The sequence below is a fragment of the Haloarcula halophila genome (assembly GCF_029278565.1).
Taxonomy (GTDB): domain Archaea; phylum Halobacteriota; class Halobacteria; order Halobacteriales; family Haloarculaceae; genus Haloarcula; species Haloarcula halophila.
Window position 1 is genome coordinate 226643 of sequence record NZ_CP119561.1, and the last position, 26240, is coordinate 252882.

Annotated in this window: 24 protein-coding genes and 20 tRNA genes; 9 read left to right on the forward strand and 35 right to left on the reverse strand. The window is 58.2% G+C overall.

Annotated features, from left to right (window positions below; genetic code table 11):
- Nucleotides 1-9: 9 nt before the first annotated feature.
- The 4 genes from P0204_RS19595 to P0204_RS19610 all read left to right on the forward strand — a co-directional run bounded on the left by P0204_RS19595 (nucleotide 10) and on the right by P0204_RS19610 (nucleotide 3223).
- Nucleotides 10-363, forward strand: a complete 354-nt coding sequence (locus tag P0204_RS19595) for a hypothetical protein (protein ID WP_276224089.1) — start codon at nucleotides 10-12, stop codon at nucleotides 361-363.
- Nucleotides 364-456: 93 nt separating this feature from the next.
- Nucleotides 457-1080: a transcriptional regulator gene (locus P0204_RS19600; protein WP_276224091.1), complete on the forward strand. Its 624-nt coding sequence runs from the start codon at nucleotides 457-459 to the stop codon at nucleotides 1078-1080.
- 5 nt (nucleotides 1081-1085) lie between these two features.
- Nucleotides 1086-1655 carry a PIN domain-containing protein gene (locus tag P0204_RS19605; protein WP_276224092.1) on the forward strand — a complete coding sequence of 190 codons (570 nt, stop codon included), beginning with the start codon at nucleotides 1086-1088 and terminating at the stop codon, nucleotides 1653-1655.
- A 311-nt stretch (nucleotides 1656-1966) separates the two neighbouring features.
- Nucleotides 1967-3223, forward strand: a complete 1257-nt coding sequence (locus P0204_RS19610) for an RNA-guided endonuclease InsQ/TnpB family protein (protein ID WP_276224484.1) — start codon at nucleotides 1967-1969, stop codon at nucleotides 3221-3223.
- A 70-nt stretch (nucleotides 3224-3293) separates the two neighbouring features.
- Here P0204_RS19610 and P0204_RS21280 read toward each other — a convergent pair whose 3' ends face one another.
- The 6 genes from P0204_RS21280 to P0204_RS19635 form a co-directional block, all read right to left on the reverse strand.
- A complete protein-coding gene (locus P0204_RS21280; RefSeq protein ID WP_465260847.1) occupies nucleotides 3294-3446 on the reverse strand; it encodes a DUF7837 family putative zinc-binding protein in 153 nt (50 codons plus the stop codon).
- Nucleotides 3447-3593: 147 nt separating this feature from the next.
- The gene (locus tag P0204_RS19615; RefSeq protein ID WP_276224094.1) at nucleotides 3594-4550 is read right to left on the reverse strand and encodes an ArdC-like ssDNA-binding domain-containing protein; all 957 of its coding nucleotides are present in this window, start codon (nucleotides 4548-4550) and stop codon (nucleotides 3594-3596) included.
- A 585-nt stretch (nucleotides 4551-5135) separates the two neighbouring features.
- Nucleotides 5136-5423, reverse strand: a complete 288-nt coding sequence (locus tag P0204_RS19620) for a hypothetical protein (RefSeq protein WP_276224096.1) — start codon at nucleotides 5421-5423, stop codon at nucleotides 5136-5138.
- A gap of 131 nt (nucleotides 5424-5554) precedes the next feature.
- Nucleotides 5555-5812: a DUF8069 family protein gene (locus P0204_RS19625; RefSeq protein ID WP_276224097.1), complete on the reverse strand. Its 258-nt coding sequence runs from the start codon at nucleotides 5810-5812 to the stop codon at nucleotides 5555-5557.
- Nucleotides 5813-5925: 113 nt separating this feature from the next.
- The gene (locus P0204_RS19630; RefSeq protein ID WP_276224098.1) at nucleotides 5926-6807 is read right to left on the reverse strand and encodes a beta clamp domain-containing protein; all 882 of its coding nucleotides are present in this window, start codon (nucleotides 6805-6807) and stop codon (nucleotides 5926-5928) included.
- 48 nt (nucleotides 6808-6855) lie between these two features.
- Entirely contained in the window at nucleotides 6856-7893 is a 1038-nt protein-coding gene (locus P0204_RS19635; protein WP_276224100.1) for a hypothetical protein, read from the reverse strand.
- Between the two features lie 159 nt (nucleotides 7894-8052).
- Between P0204_RS19635 and P0204_RS19640 the strand changes: the two genes are divergently transcribed.
- Nucleotides 8053-8367, forward strand: a complete 315-nt coding sequence (locus P0204_RS19640) for a DUF6788 family protein (RefSeq protein ID WP_276224102.1) — start codon at nucleotides 8053-8055, stop codon at nucleotides 8365-8367.
- Between the two features lie 659 nt (nucleotides 8368-9026).
- Nucleotides 9027-10265, forward strand: a complete 1239-nt coding sequence (locus P0204_RS19645; RefSeq protein ID WP_276224104.1) for an orc1/cdc6 family replication initiation protein — start codon at nucleotides 9027-9029, stop codon at nucleotides 10263-10265.
- Between the two features lie 294 nt (nucleotides 10266-10559).
- Here the strand turns inward: P0204_RS19645 and P0204_RS19650 are convergent, their stop codons facing one another.
- The 27 genes from P0204_RS19650 to P0204_RS19780 form a co-directional block, all read right to left on the reverse strand.
- Nucleotides 10560-10886, reverse strand: coding sequence for a hypothetical protein (locus tag P0204_RS19650; RefSeq protein ID WP_276224106.1), 327 nt, complete (start codon nucleotides 10884-10886; stop codon nucleotides 10560-10562).
- A 14-nt stretch (nucleotides 10887-10900) separates the two neighbouring features.
- Nucleotides 10901-10975, reverse strand: a tRNA-Gly gene (locus P0204_RS19655).
- Nucleotides 10976-10994: 19 nt separating this feature from the next.
- Complete coding sequence (locus tag P0204_RS19660; protein WP_276224108.1) at nucleotides 10995-12524, reverse strand: TROVE domain-containing protein; 1530 nt, start codon at nucleotides 12522-12524, stop codon at nucleotides 10995-10997.
- Nucleotides 12525-12580: 56 nt separating this feature from the next.
- Nucleotides 12581-12655: transfer RNA gene (locus P0204_RS19665), tRNA-Arg, on the reverse strand.
- Between the two features lie 594 nt (nucleotides 12656-13249).
- Nucleotides 13250-13321 (reverse strand) — tRNA-His (locus tag P0204_RS19670).
- Between the two features lie 105 nt (nucleotides 13322-13426).
- Nucleotides 13427-13502 (reverse strand) — tRNA-Glu (locus tag P0204_RS19675).
- Between the two features lie 342 nt (nucleotides 13503-13844).
- Nucleotides 13845-13916: transfer RNA gene (locus P0204_RS19680), tRNA-Gly, on the reverse strand.
- A 3-nt stretch (nucleotides 13917-13919) separates the two neighbouring features.
- Nucleotides 13920-13992 (reverse strand) — tRNA-Ile (locus P0204_RS19685).
- Between the two features lie 3 nt (nucleotides 13993-13995).
- Nucleotides 13996-14068: transfer RNA gene (locus tag P0204_RS19690), tRNA-Val, on the reverse strand.
- Nucleotide 14069: 1 nt separating this feature from the next.
- Nucleotides 14070-14142 (reverse strand) — tRNA-Glu (locus tag P0204_RS19695).
- 3 nt (nucleotides 14143-14145) lie between these two features.
- Nucleotides 14146-14272: transfer RNA gene (locus P0204_RS19700), tRNA-Arg, on the reverse strand.
- 38 nt (nucleotides 14273-14310) lie between these two features.
- A tRNA-Tyr gene (locus tag P0204_RS19705) sits at nucleotides 14311-14383 on the reverse strand.
- A 162-nt stretch (nucleotides 14384-14545) separates the two neighbouring features.
- Nucleotides 14546-14620 (reverse strand) — tRNA-Met (locus P0204_RS19710).
- A gap of 3 nt (nucleotides 14621-14623) precedes the next feature.
- A tRNA-Leu gene (locus P0204_RS19715) sits at nucleotides 14624-14706 on the reverse strand.
- 32 nt (nucleotides 14707-14738) lie between these two features.
- Nucleotides 14739-14820 (reverse strand) — tRNA-Leu (locus P0204_RS19720).
- Nucleotides 14821-14824: 4 nt separating this feature from the next.
- Nucleotides 14825-14906: transfer RNA gene (locus P0204_RS19725), tRNA-Leu, on the reverse strand.
- A gap of 2 nt (nucleotides 14907-14908) precedes the next feature.
- Nucleotides 14909-14979, reverse strand: a tRNA-Trp gene (locus tag P0204_RS19730).
- A gap of 3 nt (nucleotides 14980-14982) precedes the next feature.
- Nucleotides 14983-15068: transfer RNA gene (locus P0204_RS19735), tRNA-Ser, on the reverse strand.
- Nucleotides 15069-15193: 125 nt separating this feature from the next.
- Nucleotides 15194-15279, reverse strand: a tRNA-Ser gene (locus P0204_RS19740).
- 3 nt (nucleotides 15280-15282) lie between these two features.
- A tRNA-Pro gene (locus tag P0204_RS19745) sits at nucleotides 15283-15355 on the reverse strand.
- Between the two features lie 199 nt (nucleotides 15356-15554).
- Nucleotides 15555-15627: transfer RNA gene (locus P0204_RS19750), tRNA-Asp, on the reverse strand.
- Between the two features lie 12 nt (nucleotides 15628-15639).
- A tRNA-Gln gene (locus tag P0204_RS19755) sits at nucleotides 15640-15715 on the reverse strand.
- Between the two features lie 585 nt (nucleotides 15716-16300).
- Nucleotides 16301-18466, reverse strand: coding sequence for a type B DNA-directed DNA polymerase (locus P0204_RS19760; protein WP_276224109.1), 2166 nt, complete (start codon nucleotides 18464-18466; stop codon nucleotides 16301-16303).
- Nucleotides 18467-18468: 2 nt separating this feature from the next.
- Complete coding sequence (locus P0204_RS19765) at nucleotides 18469-19125, reverse strand: hypothetical protein (protein WP_276224111.1); 657 nt, start codon at nucleotides 19123-19125, stop codon at nucleotides 18469-18471.
- Nucleotides 19122-19430, reverse strand: a complete 309-nt coding sequence (locus P0204_RS19770; RefSeq protein WP_276224113.1) for a DUF8156 family protein — start codon at nucleotides 19428-19430, stop codon at nucleotides 19122-19124. The genes P0204_RS19765 and P0204_RS19770 overlap by 4 nt, the downstream gene beginning before the upstream one ends.
- Nucleotides 19431-19432: 2 nt before the next feature.
- A complete protein-coding gene (locus P0204_RS19775) occupies nucleotides 19433-20374 on the reverse strand; it encodes a hypothetical protein (protein WP_276224115.1) in 942 nt (313 codons plus the stop codon).
- Nucleotides 20375-20698: 324 nt separating this feature from the next.
- Nucleotides 20699-21727: a Cdc6/Cdc18 family protein gene (locus P0204_RS19780; protein WP_276224117.1), complete on the reverse strand. Its 1029-nt coding sequence runs from the start codon at nucleotides 21725-21727 to the stop codon at nucleotides 20699-20701.
- 357 nt (nucleotides 21728-22084) lie between these two features.
- Between P0204_RS19780 and P0204_RS19785 the strand changes: the two genes are divergently transcribed.
- The 3 genes from P0204_RS19785 to P0204_RS19795 are packed head-to-tail and all read left to right on the forward strand — an operon-like array spanning nucleotide 22085 to nucleotide 24234.
- Nucleotides 22085-22396: a DUF8065 family protein gene (locus tag P0204_RS19785; protein ID WP_276224118.1), complete on the forward strand. Its 312-nt coding sequence runs from the start codon at nucleotides 22085-22087 to the stop codon at nucleotides 22394-22396.
- Nucleotides 22397-23002 (forward strand): hypothetical protein, encoded by a 606-nt coding sequence (locus P0204_RS19790; RefSeq protein WP_276224119.1) that lies wholly within the window; start codon nucleotides 22397-22399, stop codon nucleotides 23000-23002. It abuts the gene before it with no gap.
- Nucleotides 23002-24234, forward strand: coding sequence for a phage integrase SAM-like domain-containing protein (locus P0204_RS19795; RefSeq protein ID WP_276224457.1), 1233 nt, complete (start codon nucleotides 23002-23004; stop codon nucleotides 24232-24234). Before P0204_RS19790 ends, P0204_RS19795 begins: the two co-directional genes overlap by 1 nt.
- Before the next feature lie 235 nt (nucleotides 24235-24469).
- On the opposite strand, the gene P0204_RS19800 is transcribed toward P0204_RS19795, so the two are convergent.
- Both P0204_RS19800 and P0204_RS19805 read right to left on the reverse strand, forming a co-directional pair.
- Nucleotides 24470-25159, reverse strand: coding sequence for a hypothetical protein (locus P0204_RS19800; RefSeq protein WP_276224121.1), 690 nt, complete (start codon nucleotides 25157-25159; stop codon nucleotides 24470-24472).
- Between the two features lie 13 nt (nucleotides 25160-25172).
- The gene (locus tag P0204_RS19805; protein WP_276224458.1) at nucleotides 25173-25838 is read right to left on the reverse strand and encodes a helix-turn-helix domain-containing protein; all 666 of its coding nucleotides are present in this window, start codon (nucleotides 25836-25838) and stop codon (nucleotides 25173-25175) included.
- Between the last annotated feature and the right edge of the window lie 402 nt (nucleotides 25839-26240).

The window sequence follows — 26240 nt, forward strand, 5'->3', positions numbered from 1 at the left end:
CGAGCTATCATGGGAGCGATCTTGGGACCGATCTGCCTGGTGCTAACGGTCCCGCTGCTGGTGTTCGGCGTATGGGGGTTCGGCCCCGTTGGGTCGACGCTACTGGTCCTGGGATTCAGTTTCGTCGGGATGCTGTTCGCGACGCGGTGGATCGCAACGACGATCTGGGCAGGCTGGTGGGTGCTGTTCTTCGTCGGGCCAGCAATCTCGCTGCATCCCCTCTCGTTCTGGGAGTTGCTGCCGCCCCACCCATTGGGTAACCTGTTCTTCCTGGCGATCGCTGGTCCCTTGCTGGGCTTGTTCTGGGCCGCGTTCGGTGGCAACGTCGATTTCTCGGTGGACGACGACTCCATCTTCTCCTGAGCTTCTCTCTCGACGACGCTGGATACCGAGGAACTCTTGGACTCGTGTCAGAGGCAAACACTTATAGTTTCTAGTTTCGTAATTCTATACGATATGAGCTACGACACGGAACACGTTCGAAACGCGGGGGAAACTCCGAGGACGATTACGAACATTCCGGCGTTCACGGAGTTACTTGACAATACAGATCTTGCTGCCCTCTACACGTCGATCAGGCGGGCAGGAACGATGACCGGTCCAGAACTCGTCGAAACGACACCGGTCTCGAAAAAGACTGTCTACGATTACCTTCACAAGCTGGAACAGGCTGGTTTGATCAGCCAAGTTGGAGACGACGCCGGGACTGCTGTGTACGCAGCCGAGGAGTTCGAGCTGAAGCTGACAGTTCGTAACACGCAGGTCTCGGTTACACCCGAACTTGTCGAAATCGTTGCGCATGAAGATGAGTATCCAGCTATCCAACGCGTTCTCGACGATAGTGGCCTCGTCACGTTCGCACTCGCACACGACCTTGTGAATGCACACAGCGAGGGAGATGTCACGATCCGACAGATGGCTGAACTTACAGGCCTTTCCACTGGAACCACGTACGATCTTGTCGAGGCGCTCTATTCGATTCTTGATCTTGGTGACGACAATTCGGCTGCGACAACATACACACCAGATGATTTCGACGACGAAGAAAGCAATCTACGACACGAACTCTTCGACGAGTAACCGTAATGGCGAAGAAATATACTGCAAACATCGCGGACACCGTGATGTTTCGGAATCTCGGGAAACATCCCAGTCCGCAGTTACAATCGCTTCAGCGTGCCGTTGCGGAAGGTGAGACCGAGATCTGGGTGCCAGCAGCGGTCTATCACGAACTCGCAGATACTGGAACCGTTGATTCACCGGCAAACCCGTATCTTGATGCGGCAATCGAAGAAGGATGGCTTCGAGTGGCGACACCACTCCCCGGGAACCGATCTGACGGTTACGACCCCAATGCTGGCCAAGTAGAGCAAGCGCGGTTCGTCGCGGATTCGTTTCTCAACCAGCAGAGCAAGTACCCAGAGACGAACAACTGGATAGACGCGGCATTAGTTGCATTAGCGGTTCGACTGTTCGAGCGGAACAGCCGAATCCGTATCATCACTCACACAGCTGACGCAAATCTGGCAGAGGCGTGTACTCGTATCCCGCCGGAGTTCGGATACTACGACATCAAGTCCCGATACTATAATCCGCCACAAACCGCAAAAACTGAATTTCCGACCGTTGAGAGCCTCACCTGGGATGAGCCATAGACATCTTGTACTGACCGGAGTGAGGGAATCTACAGGCGGAACAGGCCGAGTGCCTCGGGGCTTGACCCCGAGGGTGAAGGCCGTAAGCTCAGATGGGTGTTCCACCGATGGCGCAGATCTATCTTGATTCAGCGAGAGAATCCCGCCCTTTCCGTGAGTGACGAGTGTTCCGACGCTCAGTCGGAACCGAGGAGCGAACAGGGCGGGCGTGAATCGCGTACGCTCCGGTAAGAAGGCGTCACTGCTTCGCTCGGCTGGATATTCAATACCGATACAAAGCCATTAAATCATCGTGCTGTCATAGGCTATGTATAGTGAATCTGGTCACGACACGCACCATTACAGCGACACTCACCAACGATCGTGGGGGTGTCGTGCAGGACCTCGATTCACTCGCTCGTTCCGGCAGTAAAATCTGGAACGTCGCTCGGTGGACTGCTGGCCATATCTGGGACGAAACCGGTGAAATACCCGAGGAAGGACCGCTCAAGTCCTACATGAAGAACCAACCGTGCTGGAAAGATTTGAACGCCCAATCAAGCCAGGCAATCGTCGAAGAATTGGCTGGCGCTTTCCAGTCCTGGTTCGAACAAGACAACCCAGACGCTAACCCACCGGGCTACCGGAAACACGGTGACGACCGGCCACGCTCAACAATCACGTTCAAAGAAGACGGCTTCAAACTCGACTCCGAACACCAGCAAGTCCGGCTGTCGAAAGGGAAGAACCTGAAAGATGGGTGGAGTGACTTCATCCTCTGTGAATACGACACCGGCCCGGACGCAGACCTGACTGCCGTCGAGGACGTACAGCAGGTCCGTATTGTCTGGACCGGCGACCACTGGGAACTCCACTTCGTCTGTAAAATCGCCATCGACGCCACTGACTCAACTGGCGAGAAGACGGCTGGTGTTGACCTCGGAATCTGTAATACTGCGGCTGTCTCAGTCGGGGATGAGACGTTGCTATATCCAGGGAACGCCCTGAAAGAAGACGCCCACTACTTCCGCCAGGAAGAATACAATACAGAAGGCGAGAACGGCCCTAGCACCCATGCAGAGTGGGCACGCCAGAAGAAATCTCGGCGGCAGACCCACTACCTGCACGCACTCTCGAAAGATATCGTAGCGGAATGTGCAGACCGTGGCGTAGAGACGATAGCGGTCGGGCATCCCAAGAACATTCGTGTGGATGAAGACTGGGGCCGCCACGGGAACAAGCGTCTGCACGACTGGGCGTTTGACACCCTGCTGAGTCACATCGAGTACAAGGCTGAAGAACGCGGGATTGAGGTAGAGCGAGTCGATGAGTACGAGCTGGCCACGTCGATAACGTGCTGTGCCTGTGGGATGAAAGCCGATTCGAACCGTGTCGAACGTGGTCTGTACGTCTGTGAGAACTGCGAGTTGGTTGCTAACAGCGACTTGAACGCGGCGGAGAATATGCGAGCGACGGTAACTCCGAGTCCCTCTGTGGATAGGAGTAACGGCTGTCTGGCCCAGCCATCGGTGCGCCTGTTCGACAAATCGACGGGGCGAGTCGCCCCACAAGAACAGGTTTGCCCGTAGACCAGTAAATATCCCAACGCTTGCGGTGCGGTTCGGGAAGCCGCGCCCTTCAGGGCGCGGAGGAGGTCACTTACACCGGCCTAACAACAGTCTCGCAGGCTGGACATTCAGCCCACACGCCAGTGTCTCCGTCAGCTTTCTCGTATTCGATCAGCAGCCACGCCGCTGGAATTGGCTCGGAACACTCCGGACACGTACCCAAGATCGGATCATCCGAAGTCATGCAAAGGGGAAAGATGGAAGGAGCGTGTGACAAAACCCTTCCACGCTCAGAGTGGATGGAGTGAAACCTAAGCCTTGTGTCGGTTTCACTTATCGAAACACTGGCAGACTCGATATACAATTCAACGACGTATCGGAAGGGCGCCGATCAGTCGTTTTCGACAGCGTCGATGAGGTCCGCTGCTGTTGAGGAGATGCGATCCAACCGGTCCCGTAGCGTCTCGGCTGCGTCCCCATCCCAGGCAGCGAGATAGAACGCCGAGTTGTCCGGGTCCAGCCCGAAGTGCCGACAGACGATGTAGGCGACGGCTTCGGCCTCGACCTCACGCTTGTCCCGCTCCGTGCCGTCTTCGACGTCGAAGTGGAGCTGGGCGTGGGCGAACTCGTGAATCAACACGCTCGCGACCGCGGCCCGGTTGTCCTGGTGCTCCACCTCGACCACGGGATTGGTCGTTGTCACGCTCCGGCGCGAACAGACGCCCTTTGCGGACCCGTGGTCCCACTCGTCGGAGTCGACGAGCTGGGCGTCGACGCCGATCTCGTCGGTCGCAGCCAGGAGGTCCTCGACGAGTCCCGCCGGGTCGCCGTGTGTCTCGGTCTCCAGTTCGGGCAGTGGCTCGCCGTCGGTCTGTGAGATGTCGAAGACGCTGGCTGGCCGGAACCCGACCAGTCCACGGGACCACTCGTCGGGGTCGGTCTCGTCGTACTCGCAGTCAGTGTTCTCGTGGTAGGACGGCGAGTTCCCGCACTCTGGGCACTTGTTGGTGATGATGGGTGCCCAGATCCAGATGGCCGACTCGCCTTCCTGGACGTAGCGGTCGAACTCGTTTTTCCAGGTGTTGTACCCCGCAACGCGGGTCGCCTCGGGGCACTGCATCTTGATGAGCAGCGTGTTCCGGGCCGAGTAGTCGTGGAACTTCGACTGGACGTCCAGCCAGCGCTGGAACTTCTCACTGGCTTGGGCTTCGTCGGTGAGGTCTGCAAGGTCCTCGACCCACCCGTTGAGGCGCTCGCGCATGTCGTCGGCACGGCTGTCCGAACCGTCGAAGAGAGTGGTCTGCTGGCTGTGCTCCTGGTCGGGGAGGTTGCTCTGTATCGTCGACATCGTTCTGTGTCGGATCGCGCTCTCGGGCACGACCCCGCACCTTCCCTGGGGGGCAGAAAATCCCGCTGCTGTACTGCTTGAGGGAGCTGGCTCAGGCTGTCAGAGAACAGTGCTGTTTTCAGAACTACTGGGACGAACCAGCTGCTCAGTAGGTGTGCGTATTGGCTACAGACTCCCTTGGTATTAGGTTTTCAAGAGACGAGTGGAACTGCGCATCCTATTATAATGGGGGGTGTGGGCGGAAAAGCAGACTCTGTCCCATGCTTCACGGTCATGGCCCAGTGTCCGTTCTTCCGTTTCAGCTGGGATTATGATACCAACGCTATGAGTTCTGAATCGTAGCGCTTGTCAGAGGCGACCTTGTTCCAACATCCTGTTACTCTGTGACTGGGGATAACCCCTGCTTTATTTTATATGATCAAAACAGATGGCTTATTGGTAACAAATTGGAATCGTATCGGTTTTATTCAATTGCTCACTACGTACCCTGTATTGACTGAATCACGGCTAATTGAATAAGTCGTTATTGCTGCAGCCGTCTTGTTTCAGAGTTGGGTGAGTGATTCTACTGTTTGGTAGACGTGCTTAGGTACCGATCGAGTAACGACCGTACTGGTAGGCAAGCCACAGGAGGACCGCCGGGATTGCAACGAATTTCAGGACATCGAACAGCGTGCTATAGAATACAATCGTCTCACCGATTGATCCGAGCTCAGGGAGCCACACCGGGAAATCCGAGGATCCCTGGCGAACACCACCGACAGCGATCGTGAGCAGCCACTCACCGATCAAGACCATGGTCAGCAGGCCGAGAAGGGCTATTCCTGGCCGACGGAGGGACGGTTTCTCACGGAACGGCACTATTAGGGACATTAGATTGACAACGGTCACCGTTCGTATACGCTTTGTGGCATTTCCATCGTTCTTCTCGTCTCGATTGGTATCGCTATGGACTGTACTGCCCGGTGAAGAGATGAAGAAAACAGTACAGACAGTGTTGTTGCTTACTCGGTTTCGGCTGCCATCCACCCCTTGTGGAAGCACGCCAGCGCAGTGTTAGACTCGAATAGCTTGCCCGACGGATCGTGACAGATGACCCCCGCTCCCGGGATGAACGAGACCGTCCCTTGGTCGGCTAGCCGCTGGACAATGTCGCGGGCTCGTTGCTCGTCGATTTCGACGGTATCTGGCCGCTGTCGGTCGCGGTCCTGTGCGATCTGTCGGCGCTCGAAGCGCTCGTAGTCTGGCATTGCAGGATCCATCGTGCTCACGAGGGTTGCCCCTCACCCGCCAGGGGCGCAGAAAATCGGATTAACCAACAGGATCCAGTGTTGGTTAGACACACCACTGCTTCCGGAGAAAAACTGCCACTCAGCTACTCATCGGGCAGTTTCGGCGCGATGATGAACTGGCAGGCTCCGTCCGCGTCGGGGAATTGCGACTTGACGACGAGTGGCACGTCGTCGCCGATGTGCAGAACACGGTTGGTCCCGCTTGGTAGCCCGTTGCTCACCGATGTGGCCAGATCGGCGTCAAACGCCGCCTGGACGTCAGCGGGGTCGAATGCAACCAGATCGGTCGCCTCCCGCCGATAGACCATGCTGTCGGTGTCTCCGACAGCCTCGAATCGGAGTTCGGCAGCGTCGGGGTCGACGATCAGATCGAACCGGTCGTTGGCCTTCTTTGCTGCCTTGAGTGCAAATTCGAAGTCCCCCTGGTCGAAGTGAGCCGTCGCTGGCAACTCCACGGGCGGAATATTCGGTGGATGGCGAAGCGACTCGACTGGTTCGAGGTCCACAGTTCGGGAAATTCCGTTGATCGTGATCTCCAGCGCCCCGCTTGCGGCTTTGAGAGAGAACTGCGCGAGGTCGTCCGGTTCCCCGATCGAGAGTGCTTCTCGGACCCGGCCGACAGCCACCCCCAGCGTCCCCGGACCCGCCGTGAACGTCTCGAAAGAGTCTCCGTCGACACTCAGGTCGACCATCAGGTGGTTCATGACGTCGCCCGCCCTGATCGCGAGCGTCGACGTCGACACACCAACTCGAACCTCGTCCGCAACCGCCCCGGCGGCGGTGAAGATCTGATCGAACACCTGGACTTCGCCGCTAATCCGGAGATGTCGGGGCGAATCCAACGTGAACAGGTCCTCGGTATCGAGGCCGTCTGGCTCGTCGCTCGTCGAGGACGCTTCGGACCCGCTGACGTCGGGGCTGTCGGTCGTCGTGTCGGTTCCACACGCTGCTGAGGACTGTGACATTTCGAATACCCTCCACTTCCCGGAGGGGAACACAAAACGGGAGGCGGGCTAAGGAACGACCGAAGCGAGCCGATCGGTTCGGTAGTCAACCGTCCACGTTGAGTAACTCGATCTGATGCGGTACTCTCGGACGGTCGCGACGGCTTCGAGACAGTCGTCGGATTGCTCCCAGCCGAACTCGTAGCCAGCGATAATCTCGCCGTCGACGCGGTCGTCGACGGAATGGTCAAGACCGTCCCACTCGGCAACGATCGGCTCTCCGCTGGTCGGTGGCTGGATGCCACGCCCGATGGTGCCCTGGATCACGGATGGGTCGGTTACCAGACTGGCCAGCTGGGCTAGGTCGGGAGCGTCGATCGTCCGTTCCTCGCCGTCCTTGTCGACGAAGGTGTGGCGAGTCCGCCCGCGGAGCGAGTCGTAGGTGCAGTGGTCGGCCACTGCGCCGTCGACGTCTGCGAGCAACTCGACGAAGCGTGCGGCGCCAGCGAGAACTTTCGGGTCGTCTTCTTCGATCTCGATGGTGCCTGCAGACGTTGCGACCTGGGTTGTCGGCCCACCATCTTCTGGGCGGTCGACTGGCATACAACTGCACAGCAGCGTCCCTTCTGGCCCGGTCAGCACCCAGGGCTGGCGGCCACAGGGAATGAGAGTGTACTGGCTGGCCTTGTAGCGGCCCCCGCCAGTGAGCACTCGAAGCGCTTTCTCGACCGCCTGTCCGTCGATGCCGAATCCGTAGTCTTCGCTGCGTCCGTCGACGAAGGCAACCTGCGTGTCGATCTCGCTGAACTCCCCGTACGTTTCCGGGATTTCGAGCAGGTCCCCGTCGCCGTGCGTGGCAACATAGGCTCCGACGTCGCCCTCGATCACCCACCGCGTCTGCTGGGGGCGAGCACGGCCCGCCGAGGTGTTGATCGAGGTCAGTGGTCGTCGAGTTGTGAGCCCCCAGTCCTCGTCAGGGGTTGCCCAGTCGACGCCGTCTCGATCGGGCGCACTGGCAATCGTGGCACACCGGGCAACGCTCTCTGCGTCGGGACTGAGGTCTGCGTCGCTGTCGATACTACTGAAGGATTGGAGCGATTCGGTCATGTCAAGATCCTCTCCACCTCCCCAGGAGGGCAAAAATTCGAATCGGAGTCAGCAATTCAGTTGCATATACTTAAATATATTAAATATGTCAGGATCGATCTTGATTAACCAACAATGCTTTTCATGCGCGATTTGTTGGTTAATACGAGGCGACCGCTGATGTCCTATGAGCCACCGACACCGCCAGCGGAACTCCCGACAGATCTCGTCAATACACTCAACGGCTACGACCAGCTCCAGCACGTCGCACGCTACGCCGATGAACTGGCAGAGCACAAAGCTCGTGAGGCCCGTCTTGAGGAATCCGAGGACGACGAGATTGACGAGCGGCCAGACGATCTTCCGGACGACGTCCCGTCGAAGGCGACGATCACGATCAAGGAGATTAACGACAACCGCTACTACTACTGGCAGTGGCGAGAAGGTGATACGGTGACATCCAAGTACAAAGGGCCAGTCAACTCGGACGACTGAACACACCACTGTGTCCGCTGTTCTCGATAACGATCAGTGAATGGCAGTCGAAGAACTGCGGACATGGTGGGGTGTAGATCCTTGCTTGAATAGCTGTGTGGAGACAATAGGTAGGAGAGCCTGTATTAGTGTAGTTGACGCCAGGGGACGAAAAAATACCGAGATAGCCTTGTAGAGCACCCCACTGTGTCCGCCGTTCCTGATGCACCGATAGAAAAGATAACAAAATAACAGCGGACACGATGGGGTGCTATTGATAGAAGAGAGCATCCAGAGAGCGACTGACTTTCCATTATATGGATTCAGTAAAAAAATGGAGACCCAAGCGTAGAGGGATACCCCCACCCCACCGTGTCCGCTGTTCTCTAGTAAGAAAGAGGGGAACTCCGATGAATGTGGACAAAAAGAACGGACAGTAGTCCGCTCACTACAAGTATAACAAATTTTTCGGTAAGTACAAACCGCTATAATATAAACCTATCTTTAATAAACTAGTAAGATGGGGTGGAGTTGAAAACAAGGGCCACCCTTTTCCACGATTACTGCGGACATAGTGGGGTGAGAGTGTTCGGCGTTCTTTTATACTCTCAGAACAGCGGAAACAGCGGACACTGCGGACAGGGTGGTTTTATTATCCTGCTCTTCAATGTGTTCGCTAAATGGGCATGTTTGAACGGGATACCGAGATCTATCGTAATCGCGATGCCCTTCGAGAGGATTACCAACCGGCTAAACTCGTCGGTCGCGATGAGGAACTTGAGCGATATAAAACAGCTCTCCAGCCGGTGATCAACGGTGAGCAACCCAACAATATTTTCCTTTACGGGAAGACCGGTGTTGGGAAGACTGCTGGGACTCGATTCCTCTTGGACCATCTCATCGAAGACGCCGCCCAGTACGATGACATTGAGCTGACCGTGAAGATCCTCAACTGTGATGGACTCTCCAGCAGTTATCAAATCGCTACCCGACTCGTCAACAAGTTTCGCGCCGACTCAAACCAAATCTCGACTACTGGATATCCGCGAGCGACTGTGTATGATATGCTTTGGTCGGAACTTGATGCGTGTGGTGGAACCATCATTATCGTATTAGACGAAGTCGATCATATCGAAGACGACAGCATACTCTACCAACTCCCCCGGGCTAGGGCTAACGGCAACCTGACCGAGGCAAAAATCGGAATAATTGGGATTTCTAATGATTTCTCGTTTCGCGATGACCTTTCTCCTAAAGTTAAGAGTTCACTGTGCGAAGAAGAACTCCAGTTCCCAGCATATGATGCGAACGAACTGATTGAAATTCTCTCACAGCGGGCCGAAGTTGCCTTTCACGAGGGAGTCATTGACGACGGCGTAGTTGAGCTGTGTGCTGCATACGGCGCGAAAGACGCTGGTGACGCACGACAGTCTCTGGACTTACTGATGAAAGCCGGGGATTTGGCTCGTGATCACGACACTGACACCATCACCGACAATCTTGTTCGTGACGCCCGCGAAGAACTTGAGCGCGGACGGATTCGTGAAGGTATTTCCGGCCTTACCCAACACGGACACCTTGTTCTCTACGCCCTCCTCACGCTCGAGCAACAGGGGAAAACGCCCGTGCGCTCTCGTGACGTTCGCCCCCGATATACGAGCTTTGCTGAGCAAGTCGGCGCTGATCCATTAGTTCCACGCCGGATGCGGGACCATCTCGGCGAACTCTCTATGCTCGGAATCATCTCCGCAGTTGAGCGAAACGAGGGGCGCCGTGGCGGGACCTATCGGGAATATTCGCTTGATATGGATACTCAAATGATTCTGACTGCTCTCGAGGAAACAGTTGCACAGGTCGGAATCCACGAATCCGTTGCTCAGATGGTCGACCAGGAGACGACTCTCTCGGAATATACCTGATCAGGATAAACTGCAATCCTTCTCCTGGGTTCGATAAGAACAGCGGACATAGTGGGGTCCGAATTCCTGATCCTGGACTGCCCTCATCCGTTCTCGCCCTTCGTATAGGCTGACAAAAGAACGGCGGACATTGTGGGGTTCACTTTGTTTCTTTCTCGCAGACCGATTGGAGAACTCCTTCGCCCGATTCTCCCATGCAAAACTGCGGAATGACCACACAGCGAATAGTGTCTTGGTAACACTGACTGCATACTGGTCGAAGCTTCGAAAATAGTGGTGTGGTCTGGTCAGAGCTTATTGGACATTAACCTCGATACCGGTGAGCGCCTCAAGCGACTCCACAACTGATCGAGGACTTTGTGTCCCCGTCGTTTCGATGGTGACTTCGACGGTCACATCCGTCGCCGACAGGCCGGGCTGAAGCTGCTTGATTTCCCCAGCAGTGACACCAGAGACACCATCCGCACGAGAGAGTCGCCGCTCAGCGTCGGTTAGCAGGTCACCGTCCGTCCCGTTCGGAACGCGGACAGTTACCGTCATCGTGGTCTGATTCGTTTCAGTGTCATTGGTGAGTGTCATTGTCGCCTCCATTGGTGAATTGACCCGGCAGGAGCGTTCCATCAGGAAACTCCAAATGCGCGAGAGGTGATTCGAACACCTGTCCCAGCCATGGCACGGCTGCGTGATCGACCAGACTACACTACTCGCGCAGAAACTGCAATAAGTGGGTTAGGATGGGTCGTACGCCGCAATTTCGCCGATGACTTGCCCTGGCTCCTCGGCGTAGCCGATGAACTCTAGGACTTGTTCCGACCAGCCCGAGATGTTGTAGACGTCCTCGTAGCCCTCCGGTGTCACGAGGTCGCCGTACGCGGCAAGATCGACCATGTACAGCGCCGTCTCCGACGCGACTTCCTCGCGGTATGCCTCGAACGCATCACGAACTGTCCGGTCGCCATCGACCATTTGGACCGTCGAGTCCCAGATCTGCATGTCGGTGAACAGGACGACGCGGTCGACCTCGATGTGCTCCTCGCGGAGGTAGTCGAGGACCTTCCAGCCGTTCGTCGAGTTCCCGACCTCAGTATCGATGCCCATGGCTGCCCGCTGGCGCTGGAGCACCGGCGTATCGACGTGCGTTGACACCTGCTGGAAATCCGACCCGAACCCGCCGATACGAGCGCCCTGCTCGGCCATCACCGCACCGAACAACGCACCGATCTCCTTGCGCTGGAGAGTGCTCCGATCGGAGAGTGTCGCAGTCATCGACCCGGAGAGGTCGACGCCGACGAACGTGTCGCCGAGCCCGTCAGGGACGTGCTCGACGGCCACGTCGACGGCCTGTTCCAGCCAGCGTTCGACTGCAGGCGAATCGAGCCCTGCGTCCTGGAGCGCTTTGTACGCCTGGTAGTACCGGAACGGGTACAGCGGCGCCCGACGCACTGCTTCCAGATCGAGGTGGCCGATGATGGTTGCCTCGTCGACGCCGGCGTCGAGCATGTTGCGGAGGTTCCGGATCGTGGCGAAGATCGGGAGAGAGTACTCGTCATCTTCGATGAGTTGCTCCCATGCCTCGGCCGTGTTCCCCTGCTCGGAGATGACCGTCTCCCACGTGTTCGGCGACGGCAGGGGATCGACCTCCGGGTAGTCGTCGAGGTCTCCGCGCATGAACCGCTCGAACAATTCCTCTTGCTCTTCGTCGGCGGGCGTCGGGTGGATGCGGTTGAACACGTCGTGCAGCGTCACCTCACGACGTGGAAGTGCGTACTTCTCTAGGGTGTACGCGTCTGCCATCCCGACCAGCGCGTCCTCGATACCGCGCCGTAGCGGCCAGGGCGCGGTCCCGGCGAACAGGTTGTCGTGGACGGCCAGCGCCGTCGCGGTCTCGTCCATTCGCTGGACGATGGCCGGCGTCCATGCTCGGATGAGCGACTCGTCCGAGTCGTCTTTGAAGCGGTCGTCGTTGGCCGCGAGCACCAGCAGGACCTGGGGGATATCCCGCAGGTGCATCTCCTGGCGGGCGTACGCGGCGAGTTTGAGGATGAACTCCGGGTCCTCGGATGCTGTGGCGTCGAACCGCTCGATGACCGCTTGGAGATGCTCAGTGTCGTCCTCGTAGTACGAGTCCTCCAGCAGCTGGTTGATCGTTCGTTTGTACAGTGCGAGTCGTGGGTCCGCAAGCTGGAACGCCTCACCGCCCTCGTGGTTGGTGGTGCGTGTCGCCTCCGTGACCGTCTGTTTCGTATCGTTCAGCTCCATGCTATCACTGGCGTCGCAACAGTCGACGCCAAGGCCCGCTCACCACGAGCGGAGAACGTCCCTGACAGGATTCGAACCTGTGACACCCGGCTTCGAAGGCCGGTGCTCGTTCCGGACTGAGCTACAGGGACAGGCAGTGGTCGGAAAATCGTTGGAGCGAGAAATACCGTGGTACCAGTTCCACCAGAGCGGCCGATCCGCTCCCGGGGCTCGAACCCGGATCTGTCGCTTGAGGGGCGAAGGAACGCTCCAACTCGACGACCACCGACTGAATGGTGGCGACGGGAAAACTATCGAAGCGGGTCCGGTGTCGGGACGATCCTTTTGCCCGGACGTCACGATAGGCCGGAGCCTACCGTCAGGACTTGAACCTGATGTATACCAGTTCGAAGGAACGCTTCGACTCGACAGTCGCCATGACTGAGTGGAGGCCGGAAAACCGACGGAGCGGTGCGGGAGTCGAACCCGCTGGATGCCTGAGGAAGGAATACTCCGTCTCGACGGCCACCAACGAATGGTGGGACACCGGAAAGTCGGTGGTGGGTGAGCTGCTGTTCCTTACAAGAGGAAGTAACCCACTACCTCGACGGTGTCCCGAAAGCTTGTGCCAGGACTGAGCAAAGTCGAAGACTTTGCAAGGGCCGGAAGACGCAGTCTTCCGGAAGTCGAACCTGGACCGCGTCCATACCACGGACGTGCGCTGCCGATTACGCCACACAGGCAAAGGCCGGGTGCGAGACTCGAACTCGCTGCTCGTCCGTCACAGGGCCGAAGGTTGCCAGTTACCCCAACCCGGCCACAGCGCGCCCACTCGCTGTGGGCGCATGGAACGACTAGAACTGGAACCTGGACACGCCGGTTCTTCAGACCGGGACACTCCCAGTTGCGCTATCGTTCCGCGATGCTCCCGAGGGGAATCGAACCCTTGGCCTCTACCTCGAAAGGGTAGCATCCCTCGCCAGCGGGGACTCCGGGAGCAAGCCACGAGTCGGATTCGAACCGTTGCCAGACGTGCTCGCTTCGCTGTGCGCGACTGGCAGGGCTCGAAAACCGCGAACGGTTTTCTTACCGACGATCTCCCGCTCTGCAAGCGGGTGCGTTGGACCACTCTGCCACCGTGGCACGAAGACAGGGCGGTGAGGAGATGGGGAGAGTGCAGGTCCCCACGCCAGGCCAAGGAATCGAACCTCACACAAGGTGGGTAACAGCCACCCTCCCGCACCATGCGGGACCGCCCGGCAGACTGGCCCGACGGGATTTGAACCCGCTATCTGCCGATTAAAAGCCGGCTGCCTGTTCTCATAGGCTCCGGGCCCACAGTGTATCGACCCAGAATCGAACCGGGGTCACCAACTTGGAAGGCTGGTGTCTTGCCAATTGGACCACCGATACGCATAGGCGCGAGCGGACTTGAACCGCTGCCGACCTCGTTATCAGCGAGGGACTCTGACCACTGAGCTACGCGCCTGCATTGGCAGAGCAGGATTCGAACCTGCGATCTTGCCGATGTGAGCGGCACATCCACTCCACTGGACTGTCTGCCAATGCTCCAGCCCGGATTTGAACCGGGGGCTCGGCCGTGAGAGGGCCGCGAGTTTGCCCGCTACTCCACTGGAGCAGATGGGACGGGCAGGATTCGAACCTGCGTGACCACGTTAGAAGTGTGACGAAGGAACTCTCAGCGTCGCACCGGATTTCCGGTGAAAACCCGTTGAGAGAGTTGGTGAACCAGGCTCTTCCACCGTCCCACAGCGGCGGTTGACTGCGTAAACAGCTAACTGCCAGATCTTCCCGGCACGAGTCGAACGTGCGTCTCCGCCTCTACAGGGCGGCGTCATCGACCGCTGGACCACGGGAAGTGGATGGACTCCCTAGGGGACTCGAACCCGGAGTCGCCCGCTTGCGGCGCGCGGTTTGAGCGGAGCGAGAACCGCGGATAGCGAACGGCGAAGCCGTGAGCAAGCGGGTGCTCTGCCAATTGAGCTAGGGGGCCCCAGGAGGATTTGTCGTCGAAACTGCGATTGCGGGACCACGATTCGAACGTGGGTCTGCTGGTTATGAGCCAGCCGGGATCGACCAGGCTACCCAATCCCGCAGCATGTCGCCGCGAGGATTCGAACCTCGGCAGGACCTACGCCAGCGGTTCTGAGCCGCCTCCCGTTGACCACTTGGGTACGGCGACGCACAATATCGGAGCCAGCACCGTGACTGGCATGTCGCCAGCAGGATTCGAACCTGCGATAGTCTGCACACACGGCCCTCAACCGTGCCCCGTTGACCACTTGGGTATGGCGACGCAGTTCCGCGGGAGGGATTCGAACCCTCGAAGAGCTGTTCAGCGGGTCTTAAGCCCGCCGCTGTTGGCCGCTTGGCTACCGCGGAGATGGGCAAGGATCGATTTGAACGACCATCGTCCGCTCTGGAGGCGGCCGTTTTCCCGTTAAACTACCTGCCCACACGGCGGGAGGGCGATTTGAACACCCGTGCCCTCGCAGGCACCGTGGTTCCAGCACGGCCCCTTGGCCGAACTAGGGGAACCCCGCCACACGGTGAGACGGAGAGTCGAACTCCGAAGCCTCTCGGCTCTCGATCTCAAATCGAGTGCAGTCACCTGTCTGCCTGTCTCACCTCGAAAGAGGGGTGTTCCTCAACCCTGCTTTCCAGCAGGACGCCACGACCCGGATTTGAACCGGGGAATCCCTCTCGGGATACCTCCGTAGCAGGGAGGCGTCCGACCAGGCTAGACCATCGCGGCAGATGGGTCGACGAGGAGTTGAACCTCGGTCTCGTGCACCCAAGGCACGGATCTTCGACCGCTAGACCATCGACCCGAAAGCAATTGTGTGTCTATTCGTCTGTGGGTGCGAGGCCAGGAGTGACTGCGCTCCTGACCTCGCGGGGGCGTACTCTGACTGCCTGCGCAGTCTCGAATGCCACACCGGCTCATGCAGGTTGCAGACCCTTCCGGGTCCATCGCCGTCGACATCGTGTCGACCGCGTGTGCCTGCCTCGATGGGCATCCGATCGGAACGCCGACGTCGGGATTTGAACCCGAATCGCAGCCGTGACAGGGCCGTATGCTTCCGAGTTACACCACGTCGGCACGCGACGGCCATCGCCCCGGGGAGAATCGAACTCCCGACCTCGGGATTCAAAGTCCCGCGTCCCTCGCCAGCGGGGACTCCGGGGCTTCACAGAGGCGCCGCTATCTGTGGGTGTCGTGTATTCGTGACCGCGGAGCGGGCAGCCCGCAACGGCCACACGTCCGCACCGCTATCCGATGCGGACTGGATCACTGTGCCGCGAGTAGCACCCAGACAGTCCACCCGTGATAGAGCAGGCTGTGTGGAGTGTGGCAGGCGGCAGGCCCGTGTTCCCCGGCCCCGAACGGGTAGTCCGCGTGAGGGGCCGCGTTATGCGGGCGAAGTAGTCCGGATATCGCCGGACGGAATCGCGTCGAATTGCTCGACGTCAGATTCCATCCGGAGCGTACTGTCCGGTTCGACACGCTGACCGTGTAGCAAACACGGGCCACCCACGGCTATCGGCAGGGAAGCGGGCCGTTGGGTGGGTTTAGCAGTCAGCATGTCGAAGCACCTCGTCTGTGAGTCTAATTACTCCTCATGACTCGGGGTGTATTAATTCTGAGCGAGGTGTGTTACATAGGAACATGGTTGTGGTCTTCTCGATTTCATATCGCAACCGGGGTGTGGAGGTTCGGTCTTGTGTCGATCCTAATTAACCAACAAGTTCGTTCTGGACGATCCTTATGTTGGTTAATCTCTCTCCGTATTCGCGAACGCTGTCAACTCCGGTACCCGTGTCTCCGCAAGTTCTCGGCGAATTTTTGACCGATTCCATCCCATTGGCGACAGCACACTCTCGACAGCTCTGACGAGTTGCGTCTCGTAATACGACGCATCGTACGACTCGATCTCCTCATGAGCCAACGCGACCCGCTCTCGCGAGGTCTTCTCGTCGTTGACGACTACGTACTCGATGTCCTGTCCTGGGTGAACAGCCAGCTCCTGCTCCCGAGCCCGCTTCAGCGCCGCCACGTTCTGGGTGTTCTGTGTGTACCCCTCCAGCGGCTTGGAGACACGATTCCGTTCGACGAGCTGCTCGACCGGCACCGTTCCAGCGTGGAGGCGCTTGATGGCGTCTTGGAGACAGGCGAGTACGGCGTCCGGAGATCGAGTCGCGTCGAACCGTTCGAGACAGTCCCGCTGGATGTCCTCAATGAACGGCGAGGTCGACCGCTGCCGGGCTTCGATGCCTCTGATTTTGAACTCGTCTTCGTTGGCGACCTTCCCGAAATATTTCGTCAACGCACCGGCGTCGCTCTCGCGCTGCGGGACGAACGCCACCCATTCGTAATGGGCTTCGTGTTCGAGCCGAATCTCGACGCGCTCGGTGATTTCCGTTGCGAGTGCCTCGAGGTCCTCACGATCTTTGTCGTCAACGTCGGGGTCTGGGGTCACCCAAATGGAGTCGACGATACCGTGGACGACGCGCCAGCCGCCGGCTTCCAGCCGCTGTTTCGCCGTCAGCAGTATCTCGCGAGCGAATGCGTTGATTGCCTCGTGGCACTCGATGCGGCCGAACTTCGCGTTGCTGAACCCCTGATAGCCGAAGCAGGCGACAAGGATCCACTTCAGCGCTCCCGACCGCCCCTCGAGCTCTGCCAGTCGGTCCTCGTCAGGGTAGTCCCGATTCGTCTCGCGCCGGATTGCCGCCTTGATCTCGTCGCGAGCGTCGATGATCGGCTGTAGCACGTCGACGAGGTAGCCCTGCTCGTCGCAGATTGAGTATCCGAGTTCAGGGACATCGTTGCGGTCGCTGTGGCAGTCACAGCGGATGACATCTGGTGAGACGTTCCGGGTACAGATAATGTTCGGATACAGGCTCGAGAAATCGAGTTCGTGGACGTTCTCGTGGAGGCCGACCTCGGGTGCGAAGATGAAGCCACCACGGTCGGCATCGTGGAGCGTTCCCATCGGCTTGTAGAACTCGTGACGCCAGGAGTTCCACGGAACGAGGACACCGCGATTGTGGGCCTCACAGATCTGAATCGCCGTAAGGACGTTCCCGATCGACGTCCACGCAAGTTCCTGAACCGGTTTCTTCGAGCGCGACACGAGGTCGAGGACGCCATCGAGGTTCGTCTCCCCGTAGAAGAACGTGTTCGACTCGTCGATGATGGCCCGTCCGGGCACGTTGTATCGTGCCGGGGAGTGACCGACGCGACCGTAGCTTGAGTACGTCGACCGACTCGCCAGCTGTTGATAGTCCACATCTGGCCACCGACTCAGCGTGAAATCGTCGACGCCGGCCTCGGTCGCCATCTCGTAGAGGGTTGGGATGATCTCACTCGTCGAGCAGACCAAAATGTCCGGATCGTGTGTCTCGAGGGCTGCCTGGACGGCGGCTACAAGCTCCCTGGGTGAGCCAGCGACGGTGTCTCCGCCGACGGACAGCTCACCGTACACATCGTTGCTCGTTTCGGTCACCGGGACGCCGAGCCGGAGCGTCGACAGTTCACTCGCCGGGGTCGGATCAGTCCTGGTCTCCAGACAGTACCGGAACTCTCGTGAGAAGTCCACGTTGAAGCAGGCGAGATCCCCAATCGGATAGTCCGACAGCTGGCGTGCTTGCCGAGCAAGCGAGGTGACGCAGCCGATATGGGTGACACCGACGGCGAGGACGGCTTCTTCGTACCGTCGAAAGCCAGACCGTCGTGAAACCCTCTCGGTCGCGACGACGTCCGGATGGTTCTCATACACGGACTGGAGTGCGGTGAGGTCGAGGTCGACATCGGGGTCACGAGGGGCGACATAGAAGCGTGGGGTGTAGTCATCGCGCACGGTTGCGACAGTACCGTCGGCTGTTGCGTCCCATTCTATGACGCGACCGTCGTCGAGGAAATCGATTGTGAACGGCATCGCTATGATTGGCTGGAGACTGGCTCCAGAGATTTCATCGAGAAATCTGACGTCGAACAGTACCGTTCGGCGAGGTCCATCAGTGTCCGTGTCCGTCGAATATCGGCGACGTTGTGCAAGACCAGCGGCTCGAAATCTCTGGTCTTCCACGCGGTGACTGCTTCTGCACTATCGGCAAACGGATCCAAGTCACCCAGGCCATCCCCGATGAGTTCCTCGTAGACTCCATCCAGAGTATCCTCAGACGTGTTAAACCGTGACTCGAAGACATCCAGCACCTCGACGTAGGGAAGATCAGCAAACGGCCACCCGATGTCGTGGGTGGTAAGCCGTGTCCGGAGGAACGGCAGATCGAAGCCACCGTTCCAGGTATCGCCGTTGTACGCGACGAGTTTGAACTCCCGGTCGGCGAACGTCGACTCGACAAACGTTGCCATCCCTTCGAGCAGCGCTGACTCGTTCTCGTGTGTTGACAGTGTGAGCGGCGTCCGCAGTTCTGCATTCAACCGGTCTTCGAGGCCTGACGGTACTGGGTCATCGCCGGTATTGAGAAACACGCGGGAACTGATTGCCGTATCGAAGCCGACGACAGTCAGTCGGTCCGAGGTCTCAAAGCCAGTCGTCTCGATATCGAAGGCGACTGTTTTGAGGTCGCTCATTGTTCGTCTTCTCCCTCGTCCAGTGACTGTTGATCGCGGAGTGGTTCTATGACGGCTTCCAGGTCCTCGATGCGCTCTTCATGGCCATCGAGGCGGGCTTGCTGTTCGAGGTCGATACTGAACAGAGCGGGGACGACTGGATTCTGGTGGTTCAACAGACCGCTCGCGTCGGCGTGCTCACGAGCGTACTCGAACAACCGGTCGAAGCGCGGTTGGTCCCGGCGACGGAGCGCCCGTCGGAACTCCGCCCAGCGCTCTTCGATCGCCCGCAGCGCATCCCGATACGTTGGGTTCGTGCGCCCCATCGTTAGTGCCCTCCAGTGCTGGTTGCCGTCCACGCATCCAGAAGGGGCCCTGTGGCGATGGACGTCGTCTCACCATCATCTGTTGTCGCCGTTCCGACGTCTGTCGTCTCCGCCGTGGATGTCGGTGACGAGGGTTCGAGGCCGACCTGCGTAGCACGGGCTGTGAGTAGTTGCTGCCAGTACGCGAACGTCGTCTGGTAATATGCACCGTCGTCGACGGGATAGACGAGCGTCTCGAAGTCGTCACCGACGAACCGCGGCCCCATTCGGGTCTGCTGACACTCCAGATGGTGGTCGGCGGCTGTCGCGACCGGCTCGGTGAATTCGTCGACTGTACTCCGTGTGACGAGCACCGGAACGTCGTAGCCGTCAGCATATGTTGCTAGCAGGGCAAGCGTTCGCGCCTGTAACGTCGCAGCCTGTCCCTGCCGTAGCGTATCGTCGCTGCGGTACTGCGCATCGACTGCTGGCGCCACGATGAGAGACGGCGTGTGGGGAGATGAGTCTCCGTTATTTCCCCCTGACCGGTGAGCGGGAGTCCATGTGTCGACAGCAGTCGACTGGATAGACTGGTTTACAGCGGTCGAGAGATCACAGACGGCGCCGTAATGCTGGTAGGCGGTGAACCCGCGTGCAACCTGGATACGGTCGAGCAATCGCTGGCTGGGCGCAATCTGAGCGAGTGTGGTCGTCGTCGCGTGACCGTTCGCGTCAACCCAGAAGGCAGGACCCTCGTGCAAGAGGAGATGATCGAGTACGAGTGACTGGAGGATTGGAACGCCACGGCCCCCTTCGACGTCAAGTAGCGTGATGCCGTCGTCGAGTGACGGCAACAGCAACTCGTTCGTGGCCGGGTCCGCTTGATCAGCAAGGGATCGATTACGATCAGCGCCTCGGGTCGGCTGGTCCACTGCCAACCGGGTCGATGTCTGGTTGTCTCCCATACTCACACAGATAGCCACGACCCAGATAAGCCGCGGCGTGGCACTTCCGGGTTTCATGGAAAGCACGTCAGAGATAGTGAACCGCTCGGAGTCACGGGGTTTTCGCGGACGCTCGACCGTTTCCGGGAACGTTTCCAGAAACAAACCCACTCCTGTTAACCAACAATTGTGATACGCGCGACTAACTGTTGGTTAAGGCTACACAAACGAGTCTGATCTGGGCGCATTCGGGCCCCAAGCGAGTCAACAACCTCAGAAACGACTGTCCAAAGATAATCCGGCCTCAGTGCACTGAGTCCGGGCCAATTCTCGAGTTCCGCTTCGTCACTGCATCGGCGAGGTAGCGGCCGAATCCATGAGCGAGTATTCTCGATCTCGACTTGTCCCCTCTGCTTCGAGGAGGTTGTACTGGACCATCTTCGAGAGGTACGTTCGGACGGTCCGTTTCGTCCGTGGATCGTCGACTGCCTCGGCATACCGCTCGTGGATCTCGCTCGGTCCGATCGGACCATGGTCACGCACGATATCGTAGACGACTCGCTGGTGTGGAGTGAGCGAATCGAGACTCTTTTGCTTGATTTGTGCTCGAGCGTCCTCGGCCGCATCGAGGAGGAGATTGTTGGTAATTCGCTCGGAATTTTCGCGATCAGCCTTGCTGGCAGCCGTCCGGAGGATACCGATTGCTAGTCTGGCATCACCGGCGGCTGCGTCGGCGATCCGATAGAGTTGGTCGTCGGTGACGACGTCCTCGTCGAGACCCCACTTTACGCGGGCACGCAGAATATCGTAGAGTTGCTCGTCGTGGTATTTGTCCATCCGAACGTGTTCACTGGCCCGGAGGCGGCTCACGAGCCGGTCGCCGACACGACTGAACAACTCTTCTTCCTTGTTCGCGATACAGACAATCGCGAACTGTGGCAAGCTGTGGAGGTCGTAGATGAGCCTTGGATCTTCGAGTTGATCGACCTCGTCGAGGATAATCACCGAGCGAGGCCCATCGTACTGTTGGAGACGGTCGACAAGCTCATCGTGGGGAGTCGATTGCCGATGGATATCGATCGTCTCACCGAGATCATCGAGGATCTGATAGAGCGCTCGAAACCGGGTGTAGTTGCGCCAGCAGTTGACGTAGGTTGCTTCGACGCCCAGTACCTCTTCCCGAAGTCGTTCGGTGACGAATTGTGAGATACATGTCTTGCCCGTCCCGCTGGGCCCGGTGACGATGGCAGTGTCGGCGGGTTCGCCGTTTGTGATTGGTTCGAGAACGCTAGAGAGATGATTGACTTCGGCGTCGCGATGCTCGACCTCCCGAGGGACGAAACCAGCACGGAGGACACGGGCATCGCGGATCATTGGTATACTGCAATTGTTTTCCAGCCCGATATAAAATGCTGGCTGGGGTGTTTCCGGAAAGAGGTCTTTCGGAGGGGGTAATACTGCCGTTGGTGGCTTCCGTCTGGTGGTTTTGATTGTGGAAGCTGACTGTTTCCGGAAACTTCCGGAAAATCGGTGAGGTGGTCGATGCGCTAATCGTGATCGTTGTAAGAACTGCTGTGATCTCGATTCCCACGTGAAGCATGACCAGCTGTTACTCAACCACTCATTGTGGGAGTCACCACTGCGAATCAGCCCGAGAAGACGAGGGAGTCTGTACCCATGTGTTCCCACAAGGGGGAACAACTTATCCGACCGGCCTCCGTACTCCCTACTATGAGTCAAGAATCGCTCGACGATACGATTAAATTCCGTGCTGGCCCGCTCAAGGAGGCGGCAAACGAACTCGATGCCGTCCATCTTGGTGGCATCAATATCAGTGAACTCGGACGTGAGGGGCTTACTGAGATGCTTCGGAGAGCGATGACCGACGACGACAAAATCGCGATTTACGAGCGCTACTCGGCGGGCGATATCTCAGAGGACGCTGCTCGAGTACTCCTTGGCGAGGAGTTCGATTTGCTCCAAGAGGACACTGAGGCCTTCCGCGAGGCTACTGAGACGGACACCAGCGACTATCTTGTCTGAATGGCTGGTGGTGACACACGGTATCCGATCCTCGTCGATACGGATACGCTGATTGCTGTTGCGAATAGCTCGTTGTGGACCCAAATCACTGAACACGTCGGCCTCACAACGACAAACGTCTGTAAACAGGAGCTAGAGCGACACGCCGAGGAGACGCGCGAGACCGCGCCTGAAGGGAGTCGCCCGTACCGACTCCATCACGGAAGCCGTGCTGCACTTGCGGCGCTTGCGGATGACGACACACCGCTCACGCAGGTGACGAGCGTGCCCCGGCCCCACGGCGCGGACGCCGGCGAGGAATCGCTCAGACAGGAAGTGGTACAGAACCCAGAGGCCATCGACTATGTTATTTTGATGGACGCGGCGGGCCGACGCTCGATCCGCCGCGCTGTTGACGATCAAGACGAAGATATCCGTGTCGTGACGCCGCCGTTTCTGTTCTACATTCTCTACGATAACGATCTCATTTCTCGTCGCGAGTTCTGTGAAGCGTGTGGGGAGTTGTTGGAACGAGAAGGGTGGACTGGATACAAGGCTGTGAAAGCCGCATGGGAGGGGATTCCGATTGATTGCAGCGACATTCTTGACGACAATCTGCTCCCGTGATCGAACTGGCTCCCGCAGCACCACGTGCTGATTCGATATCGCTCGCGGACTCCTTCGAACGCTACCTCCAAGACAAGGGGAAAGGGCGTGGTGGTGACGGCGGGAACTACCGTCGTAATGCAGCCCGCGAACTCAAACGGTTCGGCCGGTGGGCTGCCGGCGACTGCGGTCGGAACGAGTGGACGGGAATCGTCCCCGATGATGTCGACCGTGACCCAACTTTCGAAGATCTCGATGAACGAGTGTTCCGGGCGTACGCCCGGCATCTCGGCAGTGACCGCGCGCTCAAGCAAAACACCATACACACGTATTACCACTATATCTCCGCATGGTGTGGCTGGTGTACGAACGAGGGATATCTTGAGGGGCACTACGCCCGGCGGGCAAGCGCGACGGCACCACTTCCGGATGACGACGGTCGCAAACCCGGCGACCAGCAGATATGGACGCCCCAGCAGCGTCATACACTCACCCGGTACGTCGACGACCGAGTCACCGATGCAATCGAGACGTACAGAACTCTTCCGGAGGATGTCGATCCTCTCGATAGGCAGCGAGCGCGATACACGATTCTGAAGGCGGCTCGTGACCGTGCTCTAGTCTTTGTGATCGCATATACAGCTGTTCGAGTTGGTGAACTCCTTCGTGACCCGAACGATCCACGGCGGCGTGGTGTCCAGTGGGGAGAGATTTCGCTAGACGACGGGAACATGGATGTCTATCGGAAGAAACAGCAGTGGGATATTGCAAGTCTCCCCGGTCCGGTGATCGCGCCCCTCCGGAACTATCGAACGCTGATGGATCCACCGACGGTACAATGGCCAGTATTTCCAACGTTCGATCAGCGGACGCTTGCAACGCTCGTGCGGGACGAACTGGGCGAGCAAGGCGCAATCGATGACCACCGTGATGAGTACGCTCGGGACTTCTTGTTGGCTCTCGACGAGGATATCCACCCGCCGTCGATTACGACAGATGGGGCACGGTCGATTCTCCAGCGGCTCTCAGAGGCAGCGGAGGTCGACATTGAGCATCCGAAACACGATTATCTCGCTCCTCATGGCGGCCGACGGGGAATGGGCGAAATCCTTGTCCGCGGGTTCGGATACACGGTTGCCGCTCGGTATCTCGATAGCTCAGAGAAGATGATTCGTAAGCGCTACTCGCACATTGAGGCCGATGAATTAGGTGCGCTCGCGACCGAAGCAATCAACGAGATCGATTCCATCTGAAGATACCGAGACCGCTATTGGTTACCGGCCAATGGTGCCACGCCGGTTGAATTCAATTGCATGCTGCGAGAAGCACGACCAACATTCCAGGGGCACATCGTACCCTGCTGACAGACACGAATCAATAGTGTATCGTCCACAGTTCGAGCCCTGTGGATAATTTCCTTATTCCCTTACTTACTGTGGTCAGCAATCGTCGAACATTCAGTTGTTTCCCGAGACGGCGCCAGGCACCTTACCGAAGTTGGTCTCGCTGCTCGGACAGGAACGAGACGAGGTCGTCAACCGCATCCGCTGGTAGCGTTTCCTGTCGGAAGACTCCCTTGAACGAGTCTTTGAAGCCGTCCTGCTGGAGTCGATCTAACACTATTTCGATCTGACCATCGAGCTTCTTCGGGTCTCCTCGATGGACGTGCCGTTCGATACGGTCGAACTCCGCACGCGTGCTGATGACGACGAGGTCGCGGGTATCAGCTTTCCGGCCGCTGTGGAGTTTCATCGCGAAGAGGAGGGCTGGCTCCGGGATTCGACCATCGAGGTCTTCGGCGACCTCAAGCGATTCGACGGTGCTGTGTTCGTGGAGATAGCGATACGACCACTCCGCGTCCGTCTGTCGGCACCCCATCGCGTCGACGAGTGCCTCGAACTTGACTTCGTTATCTCCAACCTGCTTCGTGTACTGGACCATCCGACCGTCGTACTCGTTCGAGATGTCCTTCTCGAATTGCTTCTCGTACCCGAGGTCGCGAAGGAGCGAGTCGTACTCATCGAGTGCCGTGTCCGGAATTACGGTGTCGATGTCCGTCGTGAACCGCGTCTGGAACGCCGAGACCGCCCAGCCACCCACGAGAACGTACAGCAGTTCGGCGTCCCGTACCGCCCGATGCGTGTCGACGAGTTCGGATTGGCGCTCAGGGAGACTCATTTTATCAGCCCCGTTAGTCCCCGCTCATCGCGCTGTGGTGCGACGCGTCGACGTCCCTGTCGTACTCGTTAGCGATGATCTCCAAGGCGGGCTCGTATGCCGGACGGTTCTCCATCATCTGGTCGACGGCGGTATCCAACGGAATTACGGGGTTGCCGTCGACCCACTCGGCGTCGATACCGTCGGTCTTCGGAAACAACACGTAGTGGACGTTCCCGTCGACATCGCTGGCGTCCGGGCGCTCGTTGATCGTCGTGTCGACACCGAACTGCTGGAAGAACGAAATCCACCGTTCGATGTCACGGTCGTGGACTTCGATGAACACCGGGTAGTCGTCGTGACCGCGAGCGATCTGGTAGCCCCCGTGCGTCCAGACGTACGCAGCGTCGATCTCTGTGTACGCGAACTCCATGCCGCCGAAGTGCGGGATGACGTACGCGTCCTCCTGGGAGATGGTGTCGCGGCTGTACAACGCGGCAATCATCTCGGCGTACTGCTGACGCATTTCGTGGTCGACGATCTGGAGTCCACTATCGGTAATGGCGACAATTTCAGCGTCTTCTAACCGCTCGATCCAGTCGTACACCCACGAGTACGAGATGTCAATCTTACTCGCGACACGATTGATAGAATCGCCACGCTGAACTGCCAAAACAATCTTTGCGGCCGTGGCGTCCATTAATTCGATCATTGTTGAAATTGCCTCCTAGTCTACGCCGGCGGTCTAGCTCTCAGTTATCGCTAGAGAGATAGTAATGTATAGAACTTCCGGCTAGGTGCAGGAAATACATAGAATCTCGGAATAGAGGTTCCTAACCAACGTAGCACCCACCAATTACAAAGAGTCTCAACCGAGAGATTAGAATTCGAATAAACGGGGTGAGAATCTCAGTCCAATTGACCTAGATTACTGAGATAATCACGACCACCACAAGAACGTCACAGTAGAATTTCAATTAGTGCCTTCCTTAGTCTAATCTCACCACAACCGCTATGTATCCACCGTGGTGCTGTTCCAATCCCGGTGTGGGTTTCTCCCTCGCTGCAACTTCGCATCCAGTTTCTCATCATCGAAAGGCAC

Bases quoted from the DNA above. Each gene is read 5' to 3' on its own strand.
- P0204_RS19765 (WP_276224111.1), bottom strand. From the start codon at position 19,125: ATGAGCGACCTCAAAACAGTCGCCTTCGATATCGAGACGACTGGCTTT.
- P0204_RS21280 (WP_465260847.1), bottom strand. From the start codon at position 3,446: ATGACTTCGGATGATCCGATCTTGGGTACGTGTCCGGAGTGTTCCGAG.
- P0204_RS19770 (WP_276224113.1), bottom strand. From the start codon at position 19,430: ATGGGGCGCACGAACCCAACGTATCGGGATGCGCTGCGGGCGATCGAA.
- P0204_RS19615 (WP_276224094.1), bottom strand. From the start codon at position 4,550: ATGTCGACGATACAGAGCAACCTCCCCGACCAGGAGCACAGCCAGCAG.
- P0204_RS19800 (WP_276224121.1), bottom strand. From the start codon at position 25,159: ATGAGTCTCCCTGAGCGCCAATCCGAACTCGTCGACACGCATCGGGCG.
- P0204_RS19785 (WP_276224118.1), top strand. From the start codon at position 22,085: ATGAGTCAAGAATCGCTCGACGATACGATTAAATTCCGTGCTGGCCCG.
- P0204_RS19625 (WP_276224097.1), bottom strand. From the start codon at position 5,812: ATGGATCCTGCAATGCCAGACTACGAGCGCTTCGAGCGCCGACAGATC.
- P0204_RS19780 (WP_276224117.1), bottom strand. From the start codon at position 21,727: ATGATCCGCGATGCCCGTGTCCTCCGTGCTGGTTTCGTCCCTCGGGAG.
- P0204_RS19595 (WP_276224089.1), top strand. From the start codon at position 10: ATGGGAGCGATCTTGGGACCGATCTGCCTGGTGCTAACGGTCCCGCTG.
- P0204_RS19660 (WP_276224108.1), bottom strand. From the start codon at position 12,524: ATGGAGCTGAACGATACGAAACAGACGGTCACGGAGGCGACACGCACC.
- P0204_RS19605 (WP_276224092.1), top strand. From the start codon at position 1,086: ATGGCGAAGAAATATACTGCAAACATCGCGGACACCGTGATGTTTCGG.
- P0204_RS19775 (WP_276224115.1), bottom strand. From the start codon at position 20,374: ATGGGAGACAACCAGACATCGACCCGGTTGGCAGTGGACCAGCCGACC.
- P0204_RS19600 (WP_276224091.1), top strand. From the start codon at position 457: ATGAGCTACGACACGGAACACGTTCGAAACGCGGGGGAAACTCCGAGG.
- P0204_RS19805 (WP_276224458.1), bottom strand. From the start codon at position 25,838: ATGGACGCCACGGCCGCAAAGATTGTTTTGGCAGTTCAGCGTGGCGAT.
- P0204_RS19620 (WP_276224096.1), bottom strand. From the start codon at position 5,423: ATGTCCCTAATAGTGCCGTTCCGTGAGAAACCGTCCCTCCGTCGGCCA.
- P0204_RS19760 (WP_276224109.1), bottom strand. From the start codon at position 18,466: ATGCCGTTCACAATCGATTTCCTCGACGACGGTCGCGTCATAGAATGG.
- P0204_RS19645 (WP_276224104.1), top strand. From the start codon at position 9,027: ATGGGCATGTTTGAACGGGATACCGAGATCTATCGTAATCGCGATGCC.
- P0204_RS19635 (WP_276224100.1), bottom strand. From the start codon at position 7,893: ATGACCGAATCGCTCCAATCCTTCAGTAGTATCGACAGCGACGCAGAC.
- P0204_RS19630 (WP_276224098.1), bottom strand. From the start codon at position 6,807: ATGTCACAGTCCTCAGCAGCGTGTGGAACCGACACGACGACCGACAGC.
- P0204_RS19790 (WP_276224119.1), top strand. From the start codon at position 22,397: ATGGCTGGTGGTGACACACGGTATCCGATCCTCGTCGATACGGATACG.
- P0204_RS19640 (WP_276224102.1), top strand. From the start codon at position 8,053: ATGTCCTATGAGCCACCGACACCGCCAGCGGAACTCCCGACAGATCTC.
- P0204_RS19650 (WP_276224106.1), bottom strand. From the start codon at position 10,886: ATGGAACGCTCCTGCCGGGTCAATTCACCAATGGAGGCGACAATGACA.